Source organism: Orrella marina (genome assembly GCF_003058465.1).
Classification (GTDB): domain Bacteria; phylum Pseudomonadota; class Gammaproteobacteria; order Burkholderiales; family Burkholderiaceae_B; genus Algicoccus; species Algicoccus marinus.
Map to the genome: position 1 here is coordinate 3099690 of NZ_CP028901.1, position 22989 is coordinate 3122678.

The following is a 22989-nucleotide window of genomic DNA, read 5'->3' on the forward strand; positions in this document are numbered from 1 at the left end:
CTGTTCTGGGCATATGATGCACGCCCACGCCTCACGAAGATCCGAAAAAGAGCGGGAATGCTTTACAGGTGCCGCCGAGCCCAGCTGAGAACACCTGTTTGGTACTTTGGTCAATGTACTTATGACCTAGCCAGCTAGCATAGCGTGATTATCTTGACATTGTCAAGATAATTTCCTACGCGCGCAGCTTGTCAAGTCGGGTTGACACCTACTACACAATGCGGGCCTCAGTTAAAGAACCTCGGCCCGCATTGAACTTACTCCTCTGGCAATCCGCCATCCATACCCTCGGATGGAGGATCTCCTTCGAGAATATCGCCGGCTGAAACCGGTGTCTCCTCAAAGGGGTTCGCCAGTGCACGAGCTGCTTCTCGCTCTCTCGCCTCAGTGGTTTCCTTCTCGCGACGAGCATCGTGGTAGGCCATACCCGTTCCAGCAGGAATAAGTCGTCCAACGATCACGTTCTCTTTCAACCCACGCAGGTCATCGCGTTTGCCCATGATCGCTGCTTCGGTCAGCACGCGAGTTGTTTCCTGGAACGATGCTGCAGAGATGAACGAGTCTGTCGACAGAGAAGCCTTTGTAATACCGAGGAGAACGTTGTCGTAGGTAGCAGGAAGCTTTCCGTCCGCCACGACCCGATCGTTCTCGTTGAGCAACTCCGAACGCTCTACCTGCTCTCCAGGGATGAAGGAGGTATCTCCAGCATCCACGATATGCACACGACGCAGCATTTGACGAACAATCACCTCAATGTGCTTGTCGTTAATCTTCACGCCTTGCAAGCGATAAACGTCCTGGACCTCATCGACAACGTAAGTTGCGAGGCGCTCGATACCTTGCAGGCGAAGGATGTCGTGTGGATCCGCAGGACCGTCAACGATTGTCTCGCCTTTATTCACGACTTGGCCATCGTGAACCAGCACCTGCTTCTCTTTTGCAATGAGGAACTCGTGAGAAACACCATCCATGTCAGTGATGACCAGACGCTGCTTGCCCTTCGTATCCTTACCAAAGGAGACCGTGCCAGTCACCTCGGCAAGCATGCCAGCGTCTTTCGGTGAACGAGCTTCGAACAATTCGGCCACACGCGGCAGACCACCTGTAATGTCACGGGTCTTCTGTGATTCCTGCGGAATACGGGCAAGTACTTCACCGATTCGAACTTCTTGTCCATCACGAACGGTAATCAGTGCGCCGACAGGGAATGAAATATTGACTGGGTGATCTGTCCCTGCAATCTTCACATCCTCACCGTTCTCACCGACCAACTTGATCTGTGGGCGCTGCATGGTCTTTCCACCGCGCGTCTTGGGGGTGATGACAACAAGCGTAGACAATCCCGTAATGTCGTCCAGCTGACGCGCAACCGTCACGCCTTCTTCAATATTCTCGAATCTGACCGTGCCAGCATACTCTGACACAATCGGTCGAGTCAGCGGATCCCATGTTGCGAGACGTGAACCAGCCTTTGTGATGTCTCCGTCGTTGACCTGCAACGTAGCACCATACGGTACCTTGTGACGCTCACGTTCCCGATCGTTATCTCCGTAGATCACGATTTCGCCAGAACGCGAAATCGCAACACGCTCACCTTTCGGGTTGGTGACATAACGCATTGAGCTGGCAAAGCGTACCGTTCCGGCCGACTTCGTTTCAACGCTGTTTGCCATCGCCGCACGCGAGGCAGCCCCACCGATGTGGAACGTACGCATCGTCAACTGCGTACCGGGCTCACCGATCGATTGAGCGGCAATCACACCAACGGCTTCACCCACATTCACGAGCGAACCGCGACCAAGGTCACGTCCGTAGCAGTGTGCGCACAGACCGTGACGGGTCTCGCAAGTCAGTGGGGTCCGTACACGGACCTCGTCAACACCGAGACGGTCAATGTAGTCAACCATGTCCTCGTCAAGCAGCGTACCTGCAGAAATCGCTGTTTCCTGCGTGTCCGGATTCACAATATCCACTGCAGCTACGCGACCGAGAATTCGCTCACGCAAAGGTTCGATCACTTCGCCACCCTCGAGGAGCGCCTTCATGGCATAGCCCTGCGAGGTGCCGCAATCGCTCTCTGTGATTACGAGATCCTGGGTCACGTCTACCAGGCGGCGTGTCAGGTATCCGGAGTTCGCTGTTTTAAGTGCGGTATCGGCCAGCCCCTTACGAGCACCGTGGGTCGAAATGAAGTACTGAAGTACGTTCAAGCCTTCACGGAAGTTTGCTGTGATTGGTGTCTCGATAATGGATCCATCAGGTTTTGCCATCAGACCGCGCATTCCCGCAAGCTGGCGAATCTGTGCTGCGGAACCACGAGCACCTGAGTCTGCCATCATATAGATGGAATTGAATGACTCCTGCCGGGCCTCCTTTCCGTGGCGATCAAGCACTGGCTCGGTCGCAAGCTGTTCCATCATTGCTTTGCCTACGCGATCGCCTGCCTTGCCCCAGATATCAACTACGTTGTTGTAGCGTTCCTGGGTGGTCACGAGACCGGATGAGTACTGCTTGTCAATCTCTTTAACTTCAGAAGACGCCTGCGCAAGAATCTCATGCTTGACGTCAGGGATCAACATGTCCTGCATCGCAATGGAAATGCCGCCACGAGTTGCGAGCGCGAAGCCCGACTGCATCAACTTATCCGCAAAAATCACGGTATCGCGCAAACCGCAACGACGGAAAGACTGGTTGATCAGACGTGAGATCTCCTTCTTCTTCAGCGAACGGTTGAGGTTATCGAAAGGCAGACCTTTCGGAAGGATTTCAGAGAGCAATGCGCGACCGACGGTCGTCTCGAATCGCTTGATCTCGGATACCCACTCGCCGTGGTTATCGTGACTCCATTGCTTGAGCCGAACAGTGATACGGCTTTGCAACTCGACTTCGCGATTGTCGTAGGCTCGCTGTACTTCGGCAACGTCCGTAAAGAACATGCCTTCGCCCTTGCCATTGATCCGCTCTCGGGACGCATAATAGAGACCGAGCACGATATCCTGCGACGGAACAATCGAAGGCTCACCGTTTGCGGGGAACAGGACGTTGTTCGATGCAAGCATGAGCGTACGGGCTTCAAGCTGTGCCTCAAGCGAAAGAGGTACGTGAACGGCCATCTGGTCGCCGTCAAAGTCAGCGTTAAATGCAGCGCAGACGAGCGGATGCAGTTGAATCGCCTTGCCTTCTATCAGAACAGGTTCAAACGCCTGAATACCAAGGCGGTGAAGAGTCGGCGCACGGTTGAGCATGACCGGATGTTCGCGAATCACCTCTTCCAGAATGTCCCATACAACCGGCTCCTGGCTTTCCACCAGCTTCTTTGCTGCCTTGATGGTCGTCGCCAGGCCCATCATCTCCAGTCGATTGAAGATGAACGGCTTGAACAACTCCAGCGCCATCAGTTTTGGAAGGCCACACTGATGCAGCTTGAGGGTTGGACCGACCACAATCACGGAACGACCCGAGTAGTCGACTCGTTTACCCAGCAAATTTTGCCGGAATCGACCGCTCTTGCCTTTAATCATGTCGGCAAGGGACTTCAACTGGCGCTTGTTTGCACCTGTCATGGCCTTGCCACGACGACCGTTGTCCAGCAACGAGTCAACCGACTCCTGAAGCATCCGCTTTTCGTTACGCAGGATGATCTCGGGTGCTTTCAACTCGAGCAATCGCTTCAGACGATTGTTGCGGTTGATGACACGACGGTAAAGATCGTTCAGATCAGACGTCGCAAATCGGCCGCCATCCAGAGGAACAAGTGGACGCAGATCGGGAGGAAGCACTGGGAGTACTTCCATGACCATCCAGTCCGGCTTGATACCAGACTTCTGGAACCCTTCGATAACCTTGAGGCGCTTTGAAATCTTCTTGATCTTCGCTTCTGAGCTCGTGGCTTTCAGCTCTCCGCGCAAGGTTTCTACCTCACGATCAATATCGATCGAGCGAAGAAGCTCACGAACAGCCTCGGCACCCATGAGTGCCTTGAACTCGTCACCGTACTCTTCAGTCTTTGCAAGAAAGTCATCATCAGACATGATCTGAGCACGCTTGAGCGGCGTCATTCCGGGCTCAATCACACACCATGCCTCGAAATACAACACTCGCTCGATATCGCGCAAAGTCATATCGAGAACCATTCCGAGACGGGACGGCAGACTCTTCAAAAACCAGATGTGCGCAACAGGACTTGCCAGCTCGATATGGCCCATTCGCTCACGTCGCACTTTCGCAACAGTTACCTCAACGCCACACTTCTCGCAAATCACACCGCGATGTTTCAGACGTTTGTACTTGCCACACAAGCACTCGTAGTCCTTGATAGGGCCAAAGATTTTGGAGCAGAAAAGACCATCACGTTCTGGTTTGAACGTCCGGTAGTTGATGGTCTCTGGCTTACGAACTTCTCCATAAGACCATGAGCGAATTTTCTCTGGCGACGCAATGCCGATTTTGATGGCATCAAATTGCTCGTCGTGAGATACCTGTTTGAAAAGGTCGAGTAGCGCTCTCATTATTTACGCTCCAAATCCATGTCCAGAGCCAAGGAACGAATTTCCTTGACAAGCACGTTGAACGACTCGGGCATCCCGGCATCAATCGTGTGATCACCCTTCACGATGTTCTCGTAAAGCTTGGTACGACCACTAATATCGTCAGACTTGACCGTCAGCATTTCCTGCAGCGTATACGAAGCGCCGTATGCCTCCAGTGCCCAGACTTCCATCTCACCGAATCGCTGACCACCGAACTGGGCTTTACCACCGAGTGGCTGCTGAGTCACTAACGAATAAGGTCCTGTTGAGCGCGCGTGCATCTTGTCATCAACAAGGTGATGCAGCTTCAGGTAATGCATGTAGCCAACCGTCACGGGACGTTCAAACTGATCACCCGTCCTGCCGTCAATCAACCAAGCCTGAGCTCGGCTCTCGGTCAGACCAAGTTCACTTGCGATTTCGTCGGGATACGCAAGTTCCAGCATCATGCCAATTTCTGCCTCTGATGCACCATCGAAAACTGGTGTCGCGAATGGCACCCCGTCCTGCAGGTTACGTGCCAATTCCATTACATCGCCATCGGAGAGGTCGTTAATCTGCGCTCCAGCACCGGTTTCGTTGTAGACACGATCCAGGAAACTTCTCACGTTGGCCACTTCGACTTTCTGCTGATCCTTCAGCATGGCATCAATTCGGCGTCCGATACCTTTTGCGGCCCAACCCAGGTGAACCTCGAGAACCTGTCCTACGTTCATCCGCGATGGAACTCCAAGCGGGTTCAGAACGATGTCGACCGGTGTTCCATCCGCCATGTGAGGCATATCTTCCACTGGCGTAATGCGAGAAACAACACCTTTGTTACCGTGACGACCAGCCATCTTGTCACCAGGCTGCAAACGGCGCTTGACGGCAAGGTAGACCTTGATCATCTTGAGAACGCCTGGCGGCAATTCATCGCCCTGTGTAAGCTTTTTGCGCTTCTCTTCAAATGCAAGATCAAACTGATGGCGCTTTGCTTCGAGCGAATCTTTTGCCTGCTCAAGGACCTGGGCGTGCCCTTCGTCAGCGAGTCGAATATCAAACCACTGCCAACGGTCGAGTTCAGTCAGATACTCCTTCGTGATGACAGATCCTTTAGCCAGCTTGCGCGGACCACCATTCACTGTCTTGTCAACCAGGAGCTTCTCGACACGGTAAAAGGTATCGTTTTCAACAATCCGGAGCTGATCGTTCAAGTCCTGGCGGTAGCGACGAAGCTCATCATCAATAATTGACTGAGCCCGCTTGTCCCGCTGGATCCCTTCACGTGTGAAGACCTGGACGTCGATAACGGTTCCGACCATTCCGGATGGAACGCGCAGGGAAGTATCTTTTACGTCCGAGGCTTTCTCACCGAAAATGGCACGCAACAATTTTTCTTCCGGCGTGAGCTGGGTCTCGCCTTTCGGAGTGACCTTACCCACCAGAACGTCGTCAGCGCGCACTTCTGCACCGATATGGACAATACCGGACTCATCAAGGCGGTTCAGCTGGATCTCTGCCAGATTGCTGATATCTCTTGTGATTTCCTCAGGTCCGAGTTTCGTATCACGAGCAACAACAGTCAGTTCCTCAATATGGATCGAGGTATAACGGTCATCCGATACAACTTTCTCGGAAATGAGAATTGAATCCTCAAAGTTATAGCCATTCCAAGGCATAAACGCGATCAACATGTTCTGACCAAGCGCAAGTTCGCCCAAATCAGTCGATGCGCCGTCCGCGAGTACGTCGCCCCGTGCAACCTTGTCACCACGTATGACAACAGGGCGCTGGTTGATGTTTGTATTCTGGTTGGAACGGGTGTATTTGGTCAGGTTGTAGATGTCGACGCCAACTTCACCAGCGACGTTTTCTTCGTCATTGACACGAATCACGATACGCTCGGCATCAACGTGATCAACAACGCCGCCACGCAATGCCTGAACGGTGGTGCCAGAGTCAACTGCAACAGTGCGTTCGATTCCTGTACCAACGAGCGGCTTTTGCGGACGCAGGCAAGGCACAGCCTGACGTTGCATGTTTGCACCCATCAGCGCACGGTTTGCGTCGTCGTGCTCCAGGAACGGAATCAAGGAAGCGGCAACCGACACGATCTGCGAAGGAGCCACGTCCATGTAATCGACCTTGGCAGGCGCGGTCAACAGCGTCTCACCAGCTTGTCGGCAAGCAACCAAATCATCAACGTACCCGCCGGTTTCGTCAATCTTGGCGTTCGCCTGGGCGATGATGAAAGTACCTTCTTCAATCGCAGACAGATACTCGATGCGATCTGTTACGCGTCCGTTCTCGACTTTGCGATAGGGCGTTTCCAGAAAACCGTATTCATTCAGGCGTGCATAGAGAGCCATCGAGTTAATCAGACCAATGTTTGGTCCTTCTGGAGTCTCGATCGGACAAACACGTCCATAGTGAGTCGGATGTACGTCGCGAACCTCAAATCCGGCACGTTCACGTGTCAGACCACCGGGTCCCAACGCAGAAACGCGTCGCTTGTGCGTGATCTCAGACAATGGGTTTGTCTGGTCCATGAACTGAGAAAGCTGGCTTGACCCGAAAAACTCCTTGATAGCCGCAGAGATTGGCTTGGAGTTGATCAAATCGTGCGGCATCAGGTTCTCGGTTTCAGCCTGGCCCAGACGCTCTTTAACTGCGCGCTCGACTCGCACCAGACCCGCACGGAACTGATTCTCGGCAAGTTCACCTACGCAGCGAACACGTCTGTTACCAAGGTGATCGATATCATCGATCTGACCACGCCCGTTTCGCAATTCGACCAACACCTTGATCGTGTCGAGGATGTCCTCGTCAGTCAAGGTCATCGGGTCAGCTTCGCCATCCGGGTGTCCTAGTCGACTATTAACCTTCATGCGTCCAACGCGTGACAGGTCGTAGGTCTCTTCGCTGTAGAACAAACGTTGGAACAACGCCTCGACAGCGTCCTCGGTAGGAGGTTCTCCAGGACGCATCATGCGGTAGATTGCAACACGGGCTGCCATCTGGTCCGCTGTCTCATCAGTCCGAAGGGTCTGCGAGATATAAGAGCCGCGATCAAGATCATTCACGAACAAAGTCTGAATGGTCTGGATACCTGCTGTCCGGATATTGGCAAGCAACGTTTCGGTAACTTCTTCGTTCGCTGTCGCAATCATCTCACCGGTATCGGGGTCGACCAGCTTGGTCGCAAGAATGCGGCCAATCAAATAATCTTCCGGGACCGATATGCGTTTAACACCAGCGTTTGAAATGTCACGCAGGTGCTTGGCGTTAATCCGCTTGTCTTTCTCGACGAGGACATTTCCGTCCTTGTCCTTGATATCGAACCTTGCGACTTCTCCCTTCCATCTCTCCGGGATAAAGTCGATCAACGCGCCATCTGACATCATCTCGAATTGATCGAACTCAAAGAAATGAGCAAGGATTGCCTCAGGCGTCATTCCGATCGCCTTCAGCAGAATAGTCACCGGCATTTTTCTGCGGCGATCGACGCGGAAGAAGAGGACATCCTTCGGATCGAACTCGAAGTCAAGCCAGGAGCCACGGTAAGGGATGACCCGTGCAGAAAAAAGCAATTTTCCTGAACTGTGTGTCTTGCCCCTGTCATGCTCGAAAAACACGCCTGGCGAACGGTGCAACTGAGAAACAATAACGCGCTCAGTACCGTTAATCACAAAGGAACCAGTATTCGTCATCAACGGGATTTCACCCATATAGACTTCCTGTTCCTTGATCTCTTTAACGGTGGGTTTGCTTACCTCGCGATCCATAAGGACGAGGCGCACTTTCGCACGCAGCGAAGACGCGAAAGTTAAGCCGCGCAGTTGACATTCTTTAACGTCAAACGCGGGATCTGCCAGCGAAAAGCTGACGAACTCCAACCTTGCCATATTGTTATGGCTTACGATTGGGAAAATGGATGTGAAAGCGGCTTGCAGCCCTTCTGCCTTACGCTTTGAAGGCGTAACATCGGCTTGAAGAAATGTCCTAAAAGATTCTAGTTGCGTAGCCAGAAGATAAGGGACGGCTTGCACGTCCTCCCGCTTGGCAAAGCTTTTACGGATGCGCTTTTTTTCGGTGAACGAGTAAGGCATGAGCACTCCGACTCGAGGTTACTGGAATCGCTGAATGCGATTCGGAGGGGGGTACGACTTCAGGAAACTTCGCTACCTTTGATAACCAGGTTTCCTGAAGGCGCAAAACCCGGAGAGCACAAATGGCCTCCCCGGGTCAGGCAGGGCCGTCGATTACTTGACTTCGACCTTGGCGCCGGCTTCTTCCAGCTTCTTCTTGACAGTTTCAGCTTCAGCCTTGTCAACACCTTCTTTGACAGGCTTCGGAGCGCCGTCTACCAGGTCTTTGGCTTCTTTCAGGCCAAGACCGGTTAGCTCACGAACTGCCTTGATGACGCTAACTTTGTTAGCACCGGTTTCAGTCAGAACAACGTCGAACTCGGTTTGCTCTTCAGCAGCGGCGGCAGCGCCGCCAGCAGCAGGTGCAGCCACTGCAACAGCAGCAGCAGCAGCCGACACACCAAACTTCTCTTCCATTTCAGTGATCAGCTCGGACAATTCAAGCACGGTCATACCGGCGATTGCGTCGAGGATTTCAGCTTTAGTCATTTAAGAACTCCGATTAAATTTAATTACCAGGTGTTGGAAATCGATTGCCATCTCAAGGATGTGCCAAACGATGGGTCGTTAGATTAGGCAGCTTGCTTCTGGTCTCTGACCGCAGCAAGGCCTCGAACGAACTTCGTAGGCACTTCGTTGAGAGTACGAACAAATTGCGCGATAGGGGCCTGCATCGTTCCGAGAAGCTTGGACAGCAACTCATCGCGAGACGGCATGGTTGCAAGAGCTTTGATGCCGTTGGCATCCAGCACGCTGTTTGGCAGCGAACCAGCTTTGATAACCAGCTTGTCGTTGGTCTTGCTGAACTCAGCAAGTACCTTTGCAGCAGCCACTGGATCCTTACCAACTGCGTAGATAAGGGGTCCGGTGAGCTGATCTGACAAACCCTCAAACGGGGTGTTTGCCAGTGCGCGGCGTGCCAGCGTATTCTTGAGAACACGGAGGTAAACGCCTGCCTCGCGCGCATTTTTGCGCAGTACGGTGACGGCAGCGACGTCCAGACCACGATACTCAGCGACGACGATCGATTGTGCGCTAGCAACTTCTGCAGCGATTTCCTCGATCACGACCGCTTTTTCAGTACGATTGAGACTCACGGTTTGAACACTCCATCAATGAATGCAAAGAGAATCCTTTGCATCTTCCGAACGCGGCGAACCTGGTCGAGCTCTTTTACAGAAATCTTCCATGGACGCCGTCTACGCTGGATACGGATACTTCCTCTATTAAGTCGTTGAGCTTCAGGAAAGGCTTTTCCTAATAACTCGAAGACTCCAGCGGTCTTTGACAGCAGCACCGCGCAACGGCGTGCACGGTACAGCCCAAAGTCTTTAACAACAATGCTTGACTAGTTTAGTCAGCATTCAGAGAAGCAATTTCCACACGTGCGCCAGCGCCCATGGTAGACGACACGGCCAACTTGCGGAGATAAACACCTTTTGCTGAAGCGGGGCGAGCCTTGTTCAAAGCATCTACCAATGCATTCAGGTTAATCTTTAGCTGTTCTGTGTCGAACGATGCCCGTCCAATCGTCGCATGGATGATGCCCGCTTTGTCTGTGCGGTATTGAACCTGACCAGCTTTGGCATTCTTCACAGCTTGCACAACATCTGGAGTCACGGTACCAACCTTCGGGTTCGGCATCAGACCACGTGGACCAAGAATCTGTCCGAGTGCGCCTACAACACGCATTGCGTCTGGAGAAGCAATCACCACGTCAAAATTCAGGTTTCCACCTTTAATTTGCTCAGCAAGGTCCTCCATGCCAACGATGTCAGCACCAGCTTCTTTTGCTTGCTCTGCCTTCTCACCTTGCGTAAAAACGGCCACACGGACATCTTTACCTGTGCCGGCGGGCATCACAACCGCACCGCGAACCAACTGGTCAGATTTCTTTGGATCAATACCAAGTTGAACTGCAACGTCAATTGATTCGTTGAACTTTGCATTCGCGCACTCTTTAATCAGATTGATCGCTTCGCTTACCGCGTAAACCTTGCTGCGATCAATCTTTTGTGCGATAGCGGCCATGCGCTTAGAAACTTTAGCCATCTTAGACTCCCTCAACCGTGATGCCCATGCTACGAGCGCTACCTGCAATGGTACGCACAGCTGCGTCCAGGTCGCTAGCAGTCAAGTCTGGCGTTTTGGTCTTGGCTATTTCTTCAGCCTGTTCGCGGGTTAGCTTGCCGACCTTGTCGCTGTGCGGGCGTGCCGAACCTTTCTGAATTCCTGCTGCCTTCTTGATCAGGATCGCAGCAGGTGGAGTCTTCATCACAAAGGTGAAGCTCTTGTCTGCAAAGGCAGTAATAACCACTGGAATCGGCAGACCGGGCTCCATGCCCTGAGTCTTGGCGTTAAACGCCTTGCAGAATTCCATGATGTTCAAGCCACGCTGACCGAGTGCGGGACCAATTGGGGGGGACGGATTGGCCTTACCAGCTGGTACTTGCAGCTTGATATAGCCGACGATTTTCTTCGCCATTTGTTAACTCCTGATGGGTGCTAACGTCAGCACATTCGCGCTGACTCCCCGGTGAAAAAACTCAGGTTTTCTCGACCTGATTGAAATCGAGCTCCACTGGTGTGGAACGTCCGAAAATAGCTACTGAAACGCGGACTTTGCTTTTCTCGTAGTTAACTTCTTCCACGTTTCCATTGAAGTCGGCGAACGGGCCCTCTTTGACTCGAACCATTTCACCTACTTCAAACAGAATCTTGGGTCTTGGCTTTTCAACACCCTCTTCAATCTGAGAAAGAATTTTTTCAACTTCCTTCTCTGAAATAGGTGTCGGTTTATTTGCAGAGCTTCCAAGGAACCCTGTGACTCTCGGTGTACTCTTCACCAAGTGCCAGGTTTCGTCTGTCAGCTCCATCTCAACCAAAACATACCCAGGAAAGATTCTTCTTTCGCTGATTGACCGTTGGCCCCCTTTCATCTCGATCACTTCTTCCGATGGAACGAGTATCCGGCCAAATGATGTTTGTAACGCAGCCCGGTCAATTCTTTCTACGAGTGCTTTATGAACACTCTTTTCCATGCCTGAATAGACATGGACTACATACCATTTTTTACTCATCTGTTGCCCCTGTTATCGCCAGCCAAGCAACACACTATAGAGAAGCCACTCCAGACTTTTATCCAGAATCCAGAGGAAGATGCCCATTACCGCAACAAACGCAAAAACGATTCCTGTCATTTGAAACGTTTCTTTGCGGGTAGGCCAAACAACCTTGCGAACTTCGTAGTAGGAGTCCTGGGCGAATCCAATAAATCTTTTACCCGGCTCACTGATTGCAACTATTCCTGCTGCGGCGAGCAAGCTGACAATAAATATCGCTGCTCTGACAGGAGCGGCAAGTTGAGTCTCAAGTACGGAAAAAGCCACGATACCTGCAATAACAACAAGAACCGCCAGGATCAATTTGACCTTGTCGGCTGCGCTTGTGACAGTTTGTACGCTTGTGTTGGACATCAACAGTGACTCATTGTGCGTGGGCACGATGTTGGCTATATCGAGCCATATTTAGGTGGCAGGGGCAGAGGGTCTCGAACCCCCAACCTTCGGTTTTGGAGACCGACGCTCTGCCAATTGAGCTATGCCCCTTTACCTTGATATAGCTGGGTTGAAGATTACTTATCTTTAACCCAGCCTTGAACAACTAATTACTTCAGGATGGTTGCGACGACGCCGGCACCAACCGTACGGCCACCTTCGCGGATCGCGAAGCGCAGACCTTCTTCCATCGCGATCGGAGCAATCAGCTTGACCGTCATGGCCACGTTGTCACCTGGCAACACCATTTCCTTGTCGGCCGGCAACTCGATCGAACCGGTTACGTCCGTCGTACGGAAGTAAAACTGCGGACGATATCCGTTAAAGAACGGCGTGTGACGGCCACCCTCTTCCTTGGACAGAATGTACACCTCGGAGGTGAACTCGGTGTGCGGGTTGATCGAACCGGGCTTGGCCAGTACCTGACCACGCTCGACGTCTTCACGCTTGGTGCCACGCAGCAAAATGCCCACGTTGTCACCCGCCTGACCCTGGTCGAGCAGCTTGCGGAACATCTCCACGCCCGTGCAGGTCGTCTTGACGGTGTCACGGATACCGACAATCTCGATTTCCTCACCAACCTTGACCACTCCACGTTCGATACGTCCCGTCACCACAGTACCGCGACCCGAAATCGAGAACACGTCTTCAACGGGCATCAGGAACGTGCCGTCAATGGCTCGCTCTGGTGTCGGAATGTAGCTGTCCAGTGCTTCGGCCAGCTTCAGAATCGCCTGCTCGCCCAGCTCGCCGGTGTCGCCCTCAAGTGCCTTGAGTGCCGATCCCTTGATGATCGGGGTGTCGTCACCCGGAAAGTCGTACTTTGACAGCAGCTCGCGCACTTCCATCTCGACCAGCTCGAGCAGCTCCTCATCATCGACCATGTCAGCCTTGTTCAGGAACACGACGATGTAGGGCACACCCACCTGGCGCGACAGCAAAATGTGCTCACGCGTCTGCGGCATTGGGCCGTCAGCGGCCGAACACACCAGGATCGCGCCGTCCATCTGCGCTGCACCCGTGATCATGTTCTTGACATAGTCAGCGTGGCCCGGGCAGTCAACGTGCGCGTAGTGACGGCTCTCGGTCTCGTATTCCACGTGTGACGTGTTGATGGTGATACCTCGTGCACGCTCTTCAGGTGCGGCGTCAATCGCTGCATAGTCCCGGGCCTCACCGCCAAACTTGCGCGACAGCACTGTCGAAATCGCTGCTGTCAGCGTCGTCTTGCCGTGATCCACGTGACCAATCGTACCCACGTTCACGTGTGGTTTGGTACGCTCAAACTTGCCTTTTGCCATGACAAACTCCTGAACCTGAATGGAAGCTGGTAGGTTTAAAAACTACTAGACTTAACTGCTGCCGTACTCGGAAATATTTTTGGTGCCCATGACGCGGATCGAACGCGTGACCTCTCCCTTACCAAGGGAGTGCTCTACCACTGAGCCACATGGGCAAAACGACAGATTTTACATCTGACGCGTATTTAAACTGTTACTGATCGGTTCTTATTTCAGTAAAGCCATGAAATCAGGATCAGGATGTCAAAATCGCTGGAGCGGGTGAAGGGAATCGAACCCTCGTCGTAAGCTTGGAAGGCTTCTGCTCTACCATTGAGCTACACCCGCACGAGTTGTTTTCCTTAATCTTCGGCTTCCAATTAAAAACCGGTTTCTCTTGGTGGAGAGGGTTGGATTCGAACCAACGTAGGCGCAAGGCCAACAGATTTACAGTCTGCCCCCTTTAACCACTCGGGCACCCCTCCATATGAGAACCGAAGATTATGCTCGTATATTTTCTTGTTGTCAAGTCGATCAATAAATTTTTGGTAATTCAAGGAACGACTTGTCTATATCGAGTGCATCTGGGCGATAGTTTAACCGATGTTTTGATTTTATGTTTTTCAGGTTGAATGTCTTTTCTATCTAATTGATTTTAAAGAATATTAATCAATACAACTCAAGTGGTAGGTATGTTTCAGACGATGGATTTTAGTTCTTTAGCTGTGTACGGGAGGCGATGGTGTGGATGCTCCTAGGTGCCTGGTCACTTTTCATGTCTTGCTGTTAATGAGATGTGTCCGAGGAGAAGAACCTGGAGCCCGTGAATCAGGGGCGGTGCTGCAGAGGTTTCAGAAACACTGCAGAACATGGGGCGTACAAACTCACTGCATCGCGGAGTGGCTAATTCAAAGTCTTCACGAGTCCACCAGGTGCTTGGTGCTTGCCTGTTGTCGTTACAAGGGAAAATATATTCTGTTCAGTTTTCCTCAAGAACACTATCCAGCCCCATCCTTTGCAAAATACCTTGTAGCTGCTCCCAGTCATGGTAAGGAAGCTCTACTTTTCCTTTCTGTCCCTTTGCTGACAAAATACGGACTGATGTGCCCAGACGATCAGATAATGCCTCTTCTAGTCTCAGAAGATCGCGGCTTTTTTCCTTTTTTGAATTTACCTTTGTATTGTCAGGCTCATTCAATCCGTTCTGAACCAGTTTCTCTGTTTCACGTACGGAGAGTCGCTTCGCTACAACGAGATTTGCAATCTGTATCTGCTCAGCAGCAGACAGCGAAAGCAGTGCCCTGGCATGGCCCATATCAATGTCACCGGCTAGTAACATTTTCTGGACAGGCATCACCAGGTTTAGCAGCCTAAGAATGTTGCTTGTAGCAGATCTAGATCTCCCTATCGCTTTTGATGCCTGCTCATGAGTCAGGCCAAACTCGTCCAGTAACCGCCTTACTCCTTGCGCCTCTTCAATTGGATTCAGATCTTCGCGCTGGATGTTTTCGATGAGCGCCATGATAGCGGCGCTTTCATCCGATATATCCCTGATGATCACCGGTACGGTTTCCAGACCAGCCAGTTTTGCGGCCCTCATCCGTCGCTCACCGGCGACAATCTCAAACTTCAAGTCATTCTTTCCATCGACCTTTCGGACGATGATAGGCTGCATCACACCTTGTTCTTTGATTGACTCCGACAGTTCTTGAATCGACTCAGTGTCCATGAACGAACGCGGCTGGTACTTTCCCGGTTGAAGGCTCTGAATCGGCATTTCCTGAAGGCTGTTCAGTACAGGATTTCCCTTTCCCAAGCTTGAGATAACATCACTATCAACGCCTAACAGTGCGTCGAGCCCTCTTCCCAAACCCTTTTGCTTTCTTGTGGCCATTGTCTTGTTCTCTGTGTTCACTAGGCTTTGCTGGATTTAACTCGCTTAATAAGTTCTGAGCCGAATGCCATGTACGCCTTCGCTCCACGTGACGATGGATCATATACAACACCTGGCATGCCATAACTCGGAGCTTCAGCAAGTCTGACGTTTCGTGGAATGACAGTATCAAACACCTTTTCACCAAAATGATTGTGCAGTTGGGAAGACACTTGTTGCTGAAGCGTTACCCTTCCGTCAAACATCACTCTAAGTAATCCAATCAGGCTCAAGTTCGGATTAATGTTTCGATATACACGCTTAATGGTGTTCACCAGATCAGAGAGGCCTTCCAGCGCAAAGTACTCGCACTGCATTGGGATAATCACCCCATCTGCCGCGGCGAGCCCATTCAGCGTCAACAACGAAAGCGTTGGCGGGCAGTCAATCAGAACGAAATCATAACTTTTCTCGCTTGCCTCAACTGCTTTTCTTAACTGCTTGTCGCGCTCAGTCATGCTGACCAGATCGATCTCCGCACCAGACAACTCTCGATTGGCAGCGATGACATCGTAGTTTCCTGTCTCGGAATACTGTGTTGCCTGATCCAGCGTCGCCTGGCCAATTAGCACGTTATAAACACTTCTTTCAACTGCTGCCTTATCGATCCCGCTTCCCATCGTTGCATTGCCTTGAGGATCCAGGTCGACAAGAAGTACCTTCTTTTTATGTTTGGCTAGTGCAGCGGCCAAGTTGATAGCTGTCGTCGTCTTACCGACCCCACCCTTCTGATTTGCGATACAAAAGACTTGCATATCTTTGCTCTTCACTGTCTGATCCATCTCGTTCGATTCCTCTGCAAACCAACCAGGTAGCGTGACGCAACGCTTTCAGGGACCGTTAGTTGTTTAGTCAAGCTAACCTTCCATTCCTTATCTTCCGACGATTCCAGCTCTGCTATATCTTCATTCACCATTGCGGCTTTCATCGAGAGTAACCATCCACCCTCGCTGACATGTTTTCCGGCAAGCTCTGAAAATAGTTTAAGAGAAGCAAACGCTCGAGAGATGACAATCTCAGCATTCAGGATCGGAATGTCTTCTATTCTTTTGTGTAACGCTTGGACGTTCACACATGCCATTCGTCCAGCTACATAGCGTATGAATGTAGTCTTTTTCTCGACACTATCCACGCACACTACCTGACTCTCAGGAAACCACGCCGCTATGACAAGACCTGGTAATCCCGCTCCACTTCCCACGTCCACAAGCGTGAATTTTTTACCGCCTGTTAACGAGCTTATTACCGGGATGATTGCCATGCAGTCAAAGATGTGGTGGATCAGAATGTCATCGAAGTTTCGGAGTGCCGTTAAGTTGTAAGTTCGATTCCATTTTTGAAGATGTTCGACATAGCAGTATATTTTCTGGAGTGTTTCACGTGAAACATCAATCTCCAATAAAGTGGCTGCAGCTGTGACCCTCTCCACTATCTGACAGTTTGAAGAGGTGGCAAAATCAGAATTGTTCGCTTTAGTCATTAGTCAATAGCGTTAACCAAACTGAGTGGACGGTTTGTGAACAATTGCATCCTGACCAGGATTAGTTCCAGTACGTCATCTTTGGTAAATGTACTTGGGTGCACGAGCGAAATACGGTCGCGTTTGGTTCAATAAAAATAGGGTCTCTAAGGGCTCGATTGAAGCTAACCTTTAGCCCCCGGCCCACGCTAGACAACCCAATAGCCTCAATTATGGTCCTGAACGATTCAATCGTTATCAACAATCAGTTCTGTCTGCAACACTCGAACGAGAGCGGCTCAGCTTACGTAAGTGAATCATCAGACCAGCGATTGCAGCTGGAGTAATGCCGGAAATTCGGGAAGCCTGGCCTATCGTTAAAGGGCTGTGCTCCTTAAGCTTCTGTCTAACTTCGAAAGAAAGACTTTTTATCTCGTCGTAATCAAGATCTTGCGGGATCGGCTGTTGATCACTCTTGCGCTGGCGATCGATTTCCTCTTTCTGTCGACTGATATAGCCTTCGTACTTGATTTGAATTTCGACCTGCTCGGCATGGATCTCATCCTCTAATAAATTGCCAAATGGGTTTCCGTCGTTTGTACGTAAGTTCGACAGATCTCGATACTTAACATTTGGACGACGCAGCAGATCTGCTAACAGATATTCTTTCTCAATTCGATTTCCGAGTAGAGTTTCAATTGCCGATTGATCCACATTCCCAGGATGGACCCAGGTCTGGCCAAGACGTCGAACTTCAGCTGTGACGGCATCGTACTTCCGAGAAAAAGAATCCCACCTCTGATCTGACACGATCCCCATCTTCCGGCCGATTTCTGTCAACCTCCAATCAGCGTTGTCTTCCCTGAGGCTTAAGCGATATTCAGCGCGAGAAGTAAACATACGGTAAGGTTCCGTCACACCCTTTGTGACCAAATCATCTATAAGTACCCCTAGGTATGAGCTGTCCCGTGTAGGAATGTACGGTTCTGTTTCACGTGAAACATTTGCAGCATTCAGTCCGGCTAGCAAACCTTGCGCAGCAGCCTCTTCGTATCCTGTGGTGCCATTAATCTGACCAGCGAAAAACAGACCGCTTATAGCCTTTGTTTCGAGGGAAGGAAGAAGACCTCGTGGATCATAATAGTCATATTCGATCGCATATCCCGGCCTAACAATACATGCACTCTCCAAACCCGGTAGGGATCGAATCAATTCCAACTGAACATCGTACGGAAGACTCGTTGAGACACCATTTGGGTAGATCTCAGTAGTGTCCAAACCCTCTGGCTCAAGGAAGACCTGATGACTGTTTTTGTCAGCAAATCGATTGACTTTGTCCTCAATGGAAGGGCAATACCGAGGGCCTACACCTTCGATAACTCCACTGTATAGTGGTGATCTATCCAGTCCCTTTCGAATGATTTCGTGTGTCCTTTCACTCGTATGGGTGATCCAGCATGGCACCTGTCGCGGGTGCATCTCCGAATTCCCCATGAAAGAGAATACTGGCACAGGATTGTTATCTCCGGGTTGCTCTGCAAGTTGCGCAAAATTGATCGATCTGCCATCTAATCTTGGAGGCGTCCCGGTTTTGAGACGTCCAACAGGAAGAGAGAGCTCTTTCAATCTAGAAGCCAGCGAGACAGCCGGTGGGTCTCCAGCTCTTCCCGCCTGGTAATTTTGAAGCCCAACGTGAATCAAACCGTTTAGAAAGGTACCAGCGGTAAGAACGACAGAGCGTGCGTTAAAGACAAATCCTAGCTGAGTAACGACTCCGGTGACACGATCCCCAGTGACGAGTAAATCGTCAACCGCCTGCTGAAAAATCCGGAGGTTAGGCTGATGCTGAAGCGTATGCCGGATAGCTTGCTTATACAACGTGCGGTCCGCTTGCGCTCTAGTTGCTCTGACTGCCGGTCCTTTTGAGCTATTCAGTATTCGGAACTGAATACCGGCGTGGTCAGTTGCAAGCGCCATTGCGCCACCTAACGCATCGATTTCTTTTACAAGGTGCCCTTTCCCAATACCGCCGATCGATGGATTACAAGACATTTGGCCGAGTGTGTCGACATTATGCGTGATCAATAAAGTACTCGCGCCGGTGCGAGCAGACGCCAAGGCTGCTTCTGTTCCGGCGTGGCCTCCACCTACAACGATCACATCAAAGAAATTGTCAGATGACATATATATCCACGTAGCCAATGACCTGTTGAAGGTTCATATTATAGATCCCACTAACCATATGTTCCACGTGAAACATATGGAAAACTATGTGTATAAGTCCTGGATAACCTGTGCAAGACTATTGATCTTCCTTCTCGAGATGTGCCAGGTACCTCTTATACAACCACCCCGTTACCATCACGACAAACACGAGTCGACTAACCTGAAACGCAGTAACTATAGGAACTCCAAGCCCCAGAACCTTGGCAGTAATCGTCATCTCTGCCAGCCCGCCTGGCGCTAGTCCCAACCAGATCGTTTCCAAAGGAATATCAGTCATGAATGAAATGACATACCCGGCGAGGGCAGCAATTCCAATCGCAGAAGCGGAAAACAAGGCAATACCGAGAAGAAATCGCGGCGCCGCTTTGAAAAAAGCTGGTCGGTAGTTATCTCCAAGACTCCAGCCAATGAGAAGTTGCCCTACATTCACCACCACCCCAGGCAAAGTTGTTTCAACCAACCCGGACATGGAAAGAACTCCGGCAGCCAACAAAGGGCCGAGAACCCAGGATGTTGGAACGCGATACTTCTTGAAAAGAAATCCTGTTGCAACTGTTGCGAGCAAAAGAACCGGAATCTGTTCCCAATTAACTAAACGCTGAGTAAGACTTGAAACATCACCACCAGTGACATTCCAAGCCTGATAACCAAACGGCACAACAATAACAACGGCAAGAATCCGCAGACAATGGGCGCTTGCAACTAGATCAACCCTGGCACTGTATCGCTCGGCCAGGGTGCTCATTTCACTCGCGCCGCCAATCGCTGAAGAAAACCAGGCCGTCTTCAGATCAGCATTTCCGACATACTTCAACACCACTGTTCCAACAATGCTGATAAGGATAGGGACAAGTGTAGCGATACCTATCGCGAACCAGTACTGCGCAAAAAGATCAAGGATCTCGGACGTGAAATACAACCCGAGAGATACTCCGATGACCCATTGCCCAGTCGATCTGAATGGCTTATACGCAGACACTGGAGCGGAAGCAAGTCTGAAGGTAGCAACACAAAGCATCGGCCCGAGCAGCCATGGCAAAGGAAAATTAAGAAAACTTGCGAGTAACGCCCCGCTCAAGGCTGTTAGTCCACCAAGGACTCGCCTAGCAAAAAGATGCTCAAACATTAGGCAAAAAAATTATCTATGATCAGTTTATCTATCGACAATCCACGAGAGCGACAGTCAACATGCAACTAGCTTCAAAATTGCCAGAGATTGGCACAACGATATTTACCGTCATGAGCAAATTGGCTCTTGAACACAAGTCAATCAACCTCGGTCAAGGATTTCCAGACTTCAATCCTGATCAAAAACTACTCACATTAGTGACCGATGCAATGAACGCCGGGCATAATCAATATCCATACATGCCTGGAGTCGAACCTCTGCGTCAAGTGATTGCTGACAAGGTGAGTGCGCTATACGGAAAGCAATACGACAAGGATTCAGAAATCACCGTTACCAGTGGTGCAACAGAGGCCATCATGGCAGCAGTCACCGCAGTCGTACACACCGGCGACGAGGTAATCGTGATTGAGCCGTGTTATGACAGTTACGTTCCGGCGATCAGACTAGCAGGTGGCATTCCAGTCCGTGTAAGCATGCGACCACCCGAAACCCTGGATGAAACATTCGAGATCGACTGGAACAAGGTGTCTGATGCTATTACACCCAGAACCCGGATGATTATCCTGAACTTTCCGCATAACCCGACCGGTGCAGTCCTCAAGCAAGACGATCTTGACGCTCTGGAACAGATTGTCACCAATACTAACATCCTGCTCCTCTCTGACGAAGTGTACGAGCACATCATTTTTGCGCCCCAAGGACACATCAGTCTCGCAAGCCGGGACTCTCTGGCCGAGCGCAGCTTTGTGATTTCATCTTTTGGCAAGACAACACATACAACCGGATGGAAGGTGGGATATTGCTGTGCGCCGGCCAACCTGACTGCAGAACTGCGAAAGGTCCATCAGTTCATGGTGTTCACCGTACCATCACCATTTCAGTACGCGCTTGCACAATACACGGGCAATCCTGAGACGTACAGAAAACTGCCAGAATTTTACCGAGCCAAACGAGACAGACTACAGCAAGGATTACTGAATACGAAGTTCCGTCCCCTTGACTGTCCCGGCACATTCTTCTTGCTTGCAGACTACAGTGAAATTTCAGATATGAACGAATCAGATTTTTCTATCTGGCTGACAAAAGAACACGGCGTCACTGTCATTCCAGTTGCTGCCTTCTACGGTGATCCTCTGTCTGACTCATCCAATCACAAGATCGTCCGATTTTGTTTTGCAAAACAAGACGCAACACTCGACAGAGCTGTAGATCAGCTCATGAGTCTTTAGCCTTTGATCGTACGACATGTAGTTATGAATACTTATCTTTATATATAACTACTAATGGATAATACAGGTTGTGGATAACTTGATCATCTCGAAATGAATCTTTCTTATCAGATGGTTACAGTCAAGTTTTGCTGTGCAGAAGATCTGTTTGAAATTGGGGACCAAGTTGGATAACTTCGGACAGACCGTGACAATCGGTACTTGTCACCAATTGCAGCACAGCTTCTAAACAGGGTTATCCACCGTAAGGATGACTCGTGAGAACAATGTGAGTGAAAGATATCGAGTCAGCTAGCCAGTCCTGTCAGCAAGTCAAATCCAGGCTGGCCACTTCAAAAACAGCCCCACTGAGAGGTCTTAAGAGCCCTCTAGCCGGTTTTACAACCTTTTTCATACCCCGGGGTGAACATGGTATCTAAAACAGCGCCATGGGGCTGTAAACGCTTCGGTAATGAAACCAACAATCAGTCAAAAAGAAATATTTTGGTTTCCAAGATGAAAGGTTCAGGTAGTCTTTATCTTCAGAAGCAACACTGAGAACCTGGCCGCGCTTCTTTCTTGTCAGAAGTCAACCATCGATTCACCAACCGGCAACTGACTTAAACAAGATACGCTGATGAACAGGCATGCTTGTTCACAAAGCTACTTTAGCTTTCAGACTTGTCGGTAACCGTCACCCAACAATCGTCCTGAACACCGCTAGAAGTCTGCCCGAGACGTACCTCTTTTCATCAATGCTTCTCGACATCTGACACGCTAGCCTATGCGCAGCTGGACAAGCACATGGCTCGGCAATTCTGGCTGGGTATGGCATTTGACGCGCATTGCTACCCATCAAAGCACCCACAGCCTTCTTGCAGAGTTGGTAGACCTGCTCGGCAACTCTGGCTGTGACCGAAAGCCTGCCGTCAAATAACCGCTGTTTCCGGCCTGTGGCGGTCATTCACACCCCAGTCGACAGCTCCGGATTATCAGTTTCAACTAATTGAAATATATATATTTTTTCAAAAAAATGGCGCTCTGGCCTGAGTTCCAGTTGTTCCAGCAGCAGTACGAACCTGTCTGACCTTCAATTCAAATACAGACAACATCGTACCAGCCTTATCGGTACAAAAAAGGCTGGACCAGATGTCTGAAACTATCTTTTGATGACTGCCCGGAACTTCGATGAACGCCAGAACAATGGCAAACCAGTAGTTGTTACCAACATTCTTTATATATAACTACTAATGGATAATACAGGTTGTGGATAACTTGATCATCTTGAAATGAATCTTTTTTATCAGATGGTTACAGTCAAATTTTGCTGTGCAGAAGATCTGTTTGAAATTGGGGACCAAGTTGGATAACTTTCTTCTTCAAAGCAATATCTTGCTTTGTCCACAAACCACGCACACCTTGTGAACAACGTTATCCAGTGGACATTTTTTCAGTATTCTGGCGAAATTTTCCCCAGATGTGGTTGCTTTAGATGCCTGGATAGCTTGAATCGCACCAGGCTGAAATGTTCTCTCAAT

The 22989-nt window shown here is 50.5% G+C and carries 15 protein-coding genes and 4 tRNA genes; 1 reads left to right on the plus strand and 18 read right to left on the minus strand.

All coding sequences use genetic code 11. The annotated features are described in order from the left end of the window. Window positions 1–257 precede the first annotated feature (257 nt). The 18 genes from rpoC to DBV39_RS14285 all read right to left on the minus strand — a co-directional run bounded on the left by rpoC (window position 258) and on the right by DBV39_RS14285 (window position 20240). Entirely contained in the window at window positions 258–4508 is a 4251-nt protein-coding gene (rpoC, locus tag DBV39_RS14200) for a DNA-directed RNA polymerase subunit beta' (protein WP_108622094.1), read from the minus strand. Further along, window positions 4508–8620: a DNA-directed RNA polymerase subunit beta gene (rpoB, locus tag DBV39_RS14205; RefSeq protein ID WP_108622095.1), complete on the minus strand. Its 4113-nt coding sequence runs from the start codon at window positions 8618–8620 to the stop codon at window positions 4508–4510. Before rpoB ends, rpoC begins: the two co-directional genes overlap by 1 nt. Before the next feature lie 153 nt (window positions 8621–8773). Then, complete coding sequence (gene rplL / locus DBV39_RS14210) at window positions 8774–9148, minus strand: 50S ribosomal protein L7/L12 (RefSeq protein WP_108622096.1); 375 nt, start codon at window positions 9146–9148, stop codon at window positions 8774–8776. A gap of 83 nt (window positions 9149–9231) precedes the next feature. Beyond that, on the minus strand, window positions 9232–9756 hold the full coding sequence (gene rplJ, locus DBV39_RS14215; RefSeq protein ID WP_108622097.1) for a 50S ribosomal protein L10: 525 nt from the start codon (window positions 9754–9756) through the stop codon (window positions 9232–9234). Window positions 9757–10012: 256 nt separating this feature from the next. After that, on the minus strand, window positions 10013–10711 hold the full coding sequence (gene rplA, locus DBV39_RS14220) for a 50S ribosomal protein L1 (RefSeq protein WP_108622098.1): 699 nt from the start codon (window positions 10709–10711) through the stop codon (window positions 10013–10015). A 1-nt stretch (window position 10712) separates the two neighbouring features. Next, window positions 10713–11144 (minus strand): 50S ribosomal protein L11, encoded by a 432-nt coding sequence (rplK, locus tag DBV39_RS14225; protein ID WP_108622099.1) that lies wholly within the window; start codon window positions 11142–11144, stop codon window positions 10713–10715. 61 nt (window positions 11145–11205) lie between these two features. Beyond that, window positions 11206–11739, minus strand: coding sequence for a transcription termination/antitermination protein NusG (gene nusG / locus DBV39_RS14230; protein WP_108622100.1), 534 nt, complete (start codon window positions 11737–11739; stop codon window positions 11206–11208). 12 nt (window positions 11740–11751) lie between these two features. Further along, window positions 11752–12135, minus strand: coding sequence for a preprotein translocase subunit SecE (gene secE, locus DBV39_RS14235; RefSeq protein WP_108622101.1), 384 nt, complete (start codon window positions 12133–12135; stop codon window positions 11752–11754). Window positions 12136–12191: 56 nt separating this feature from the next. After that, window positions 12192–12267 (minus strand) — tRNA-Trp (locus DBV39_RS14240). A 59-nt stretch (window positions 12268–12326) separates the two neighbouring features. Next, window positions 12327–13517, minus strand: a complete 1191-nt coding sequence (gene tuf, locus DBV39_RS14245; RefSeq protein WP_108622091.1) for an elongation factor Tu — start codon at window positions 13515–13517, stop codon at window positions 12327–12329. Between the two features lie 80 nt (window positions 13518–13597). Then, window positions 13598–13672: transfer RNA gene (locus DBV39_RS14250), tRNA-Thr, on the minus strand. Between the two features lie 98 nt (window positions 13673–13770). After that, a tRNA-Gly gene (locus DBV39_RS14255) sits at window positions 13771–13844 on the minus strand. Window positions 13845–13894: 50 nt separating this feature from the next. Beyond that, window positions 13895–13981 (minus strand) — tRNA-Tyr (locus DBV39_RS14260). Window positions 13982–14475: 494 nt separating this feature from the next. Then, complete coding sequence (locus tag DBV39_RS14265) at window positions 14476–15390, minus strand: ParB/RepB/Spo0J family partition protein (RefSeq protein WP_108623296.1); 915 nt, start codon at window positions 15388–15390, stop codon at window positions 14476–14478. Window positions 15391–15410: 20 nt separating this feature from the next. Then, window positions 15411–16211: a ParA family protein gene (locus DBV39_RS14270; RefSeq protein ID WP_108622102.1), complete on the minus strand. Its 801-nt coding sequence runs from the start codon at window positions 16209–16211 to the stop codon at window positions 15411–15413. Further along, window positions 16196–16909 carry a 16S rRNA (guanine(527)-N(7))-methyltransferase RsmG gene (gene rsmG, locus DBV39_RS14275; protein ID WP_108622103.1) on the minus strand — a complete coding sequence of 238 codons (714 nt, stop codon included), beginning with the start codon at window positions 16907–16909 and terminating at the stop codon, window positions 16196–16198. The genes DBV39_RS14270 and rsmG overlap by 16 nt, the downstream gene beginning before the upstream one ends. Window positions 16910–17146: 237 nt before the next feature. Then, window positions 17147–19072 carry a tRNA uridine-5-carboxymethylaminomethyl(34) synthesis enzyme MnmG gene (mnmG, locus tag DBV39_RS14280; protein ID WP_108622104.1) on the minus strand — a complete coding sequence of 642 codons (1926 nt, stop codon included), beginning with the start codon at window positions 19070–19072 and terminating at the stop codon, window positions 17147–17149. A gap of 118 nt (window positions 19073–19190) precedes the next feature. Beyond that, on the minus strand, window positions 19191–20240 hold the full coding sequence (locus DBV39_RS14285; RefSeq protein ID WP_108622105.1) for an AbrB family transcriptional regulator: 1050 nt from the start codon (window positions 20238–20240) through the stop codon (window positions 19191–19193). A 62-nt stretch (window positions 20241–20302) separates the two neighbouring features. On the opposite strand from DBV39_RS14285, the gene DBV39_RS14290 reads away from it, so the two are divergent. Beyond that, window positions 20303–21472: a methionine aminotransferase gene (locus DBV39_RS14290; protein WP_108622106.1), complete on the plus strand. Its 1170-nt coding sequence runs from the start codon at window positions 20303–20305 to the stop codon at window positions 21470–21472. Window positions 21473–22989 lie beyond the last annotated feature (1517 nt).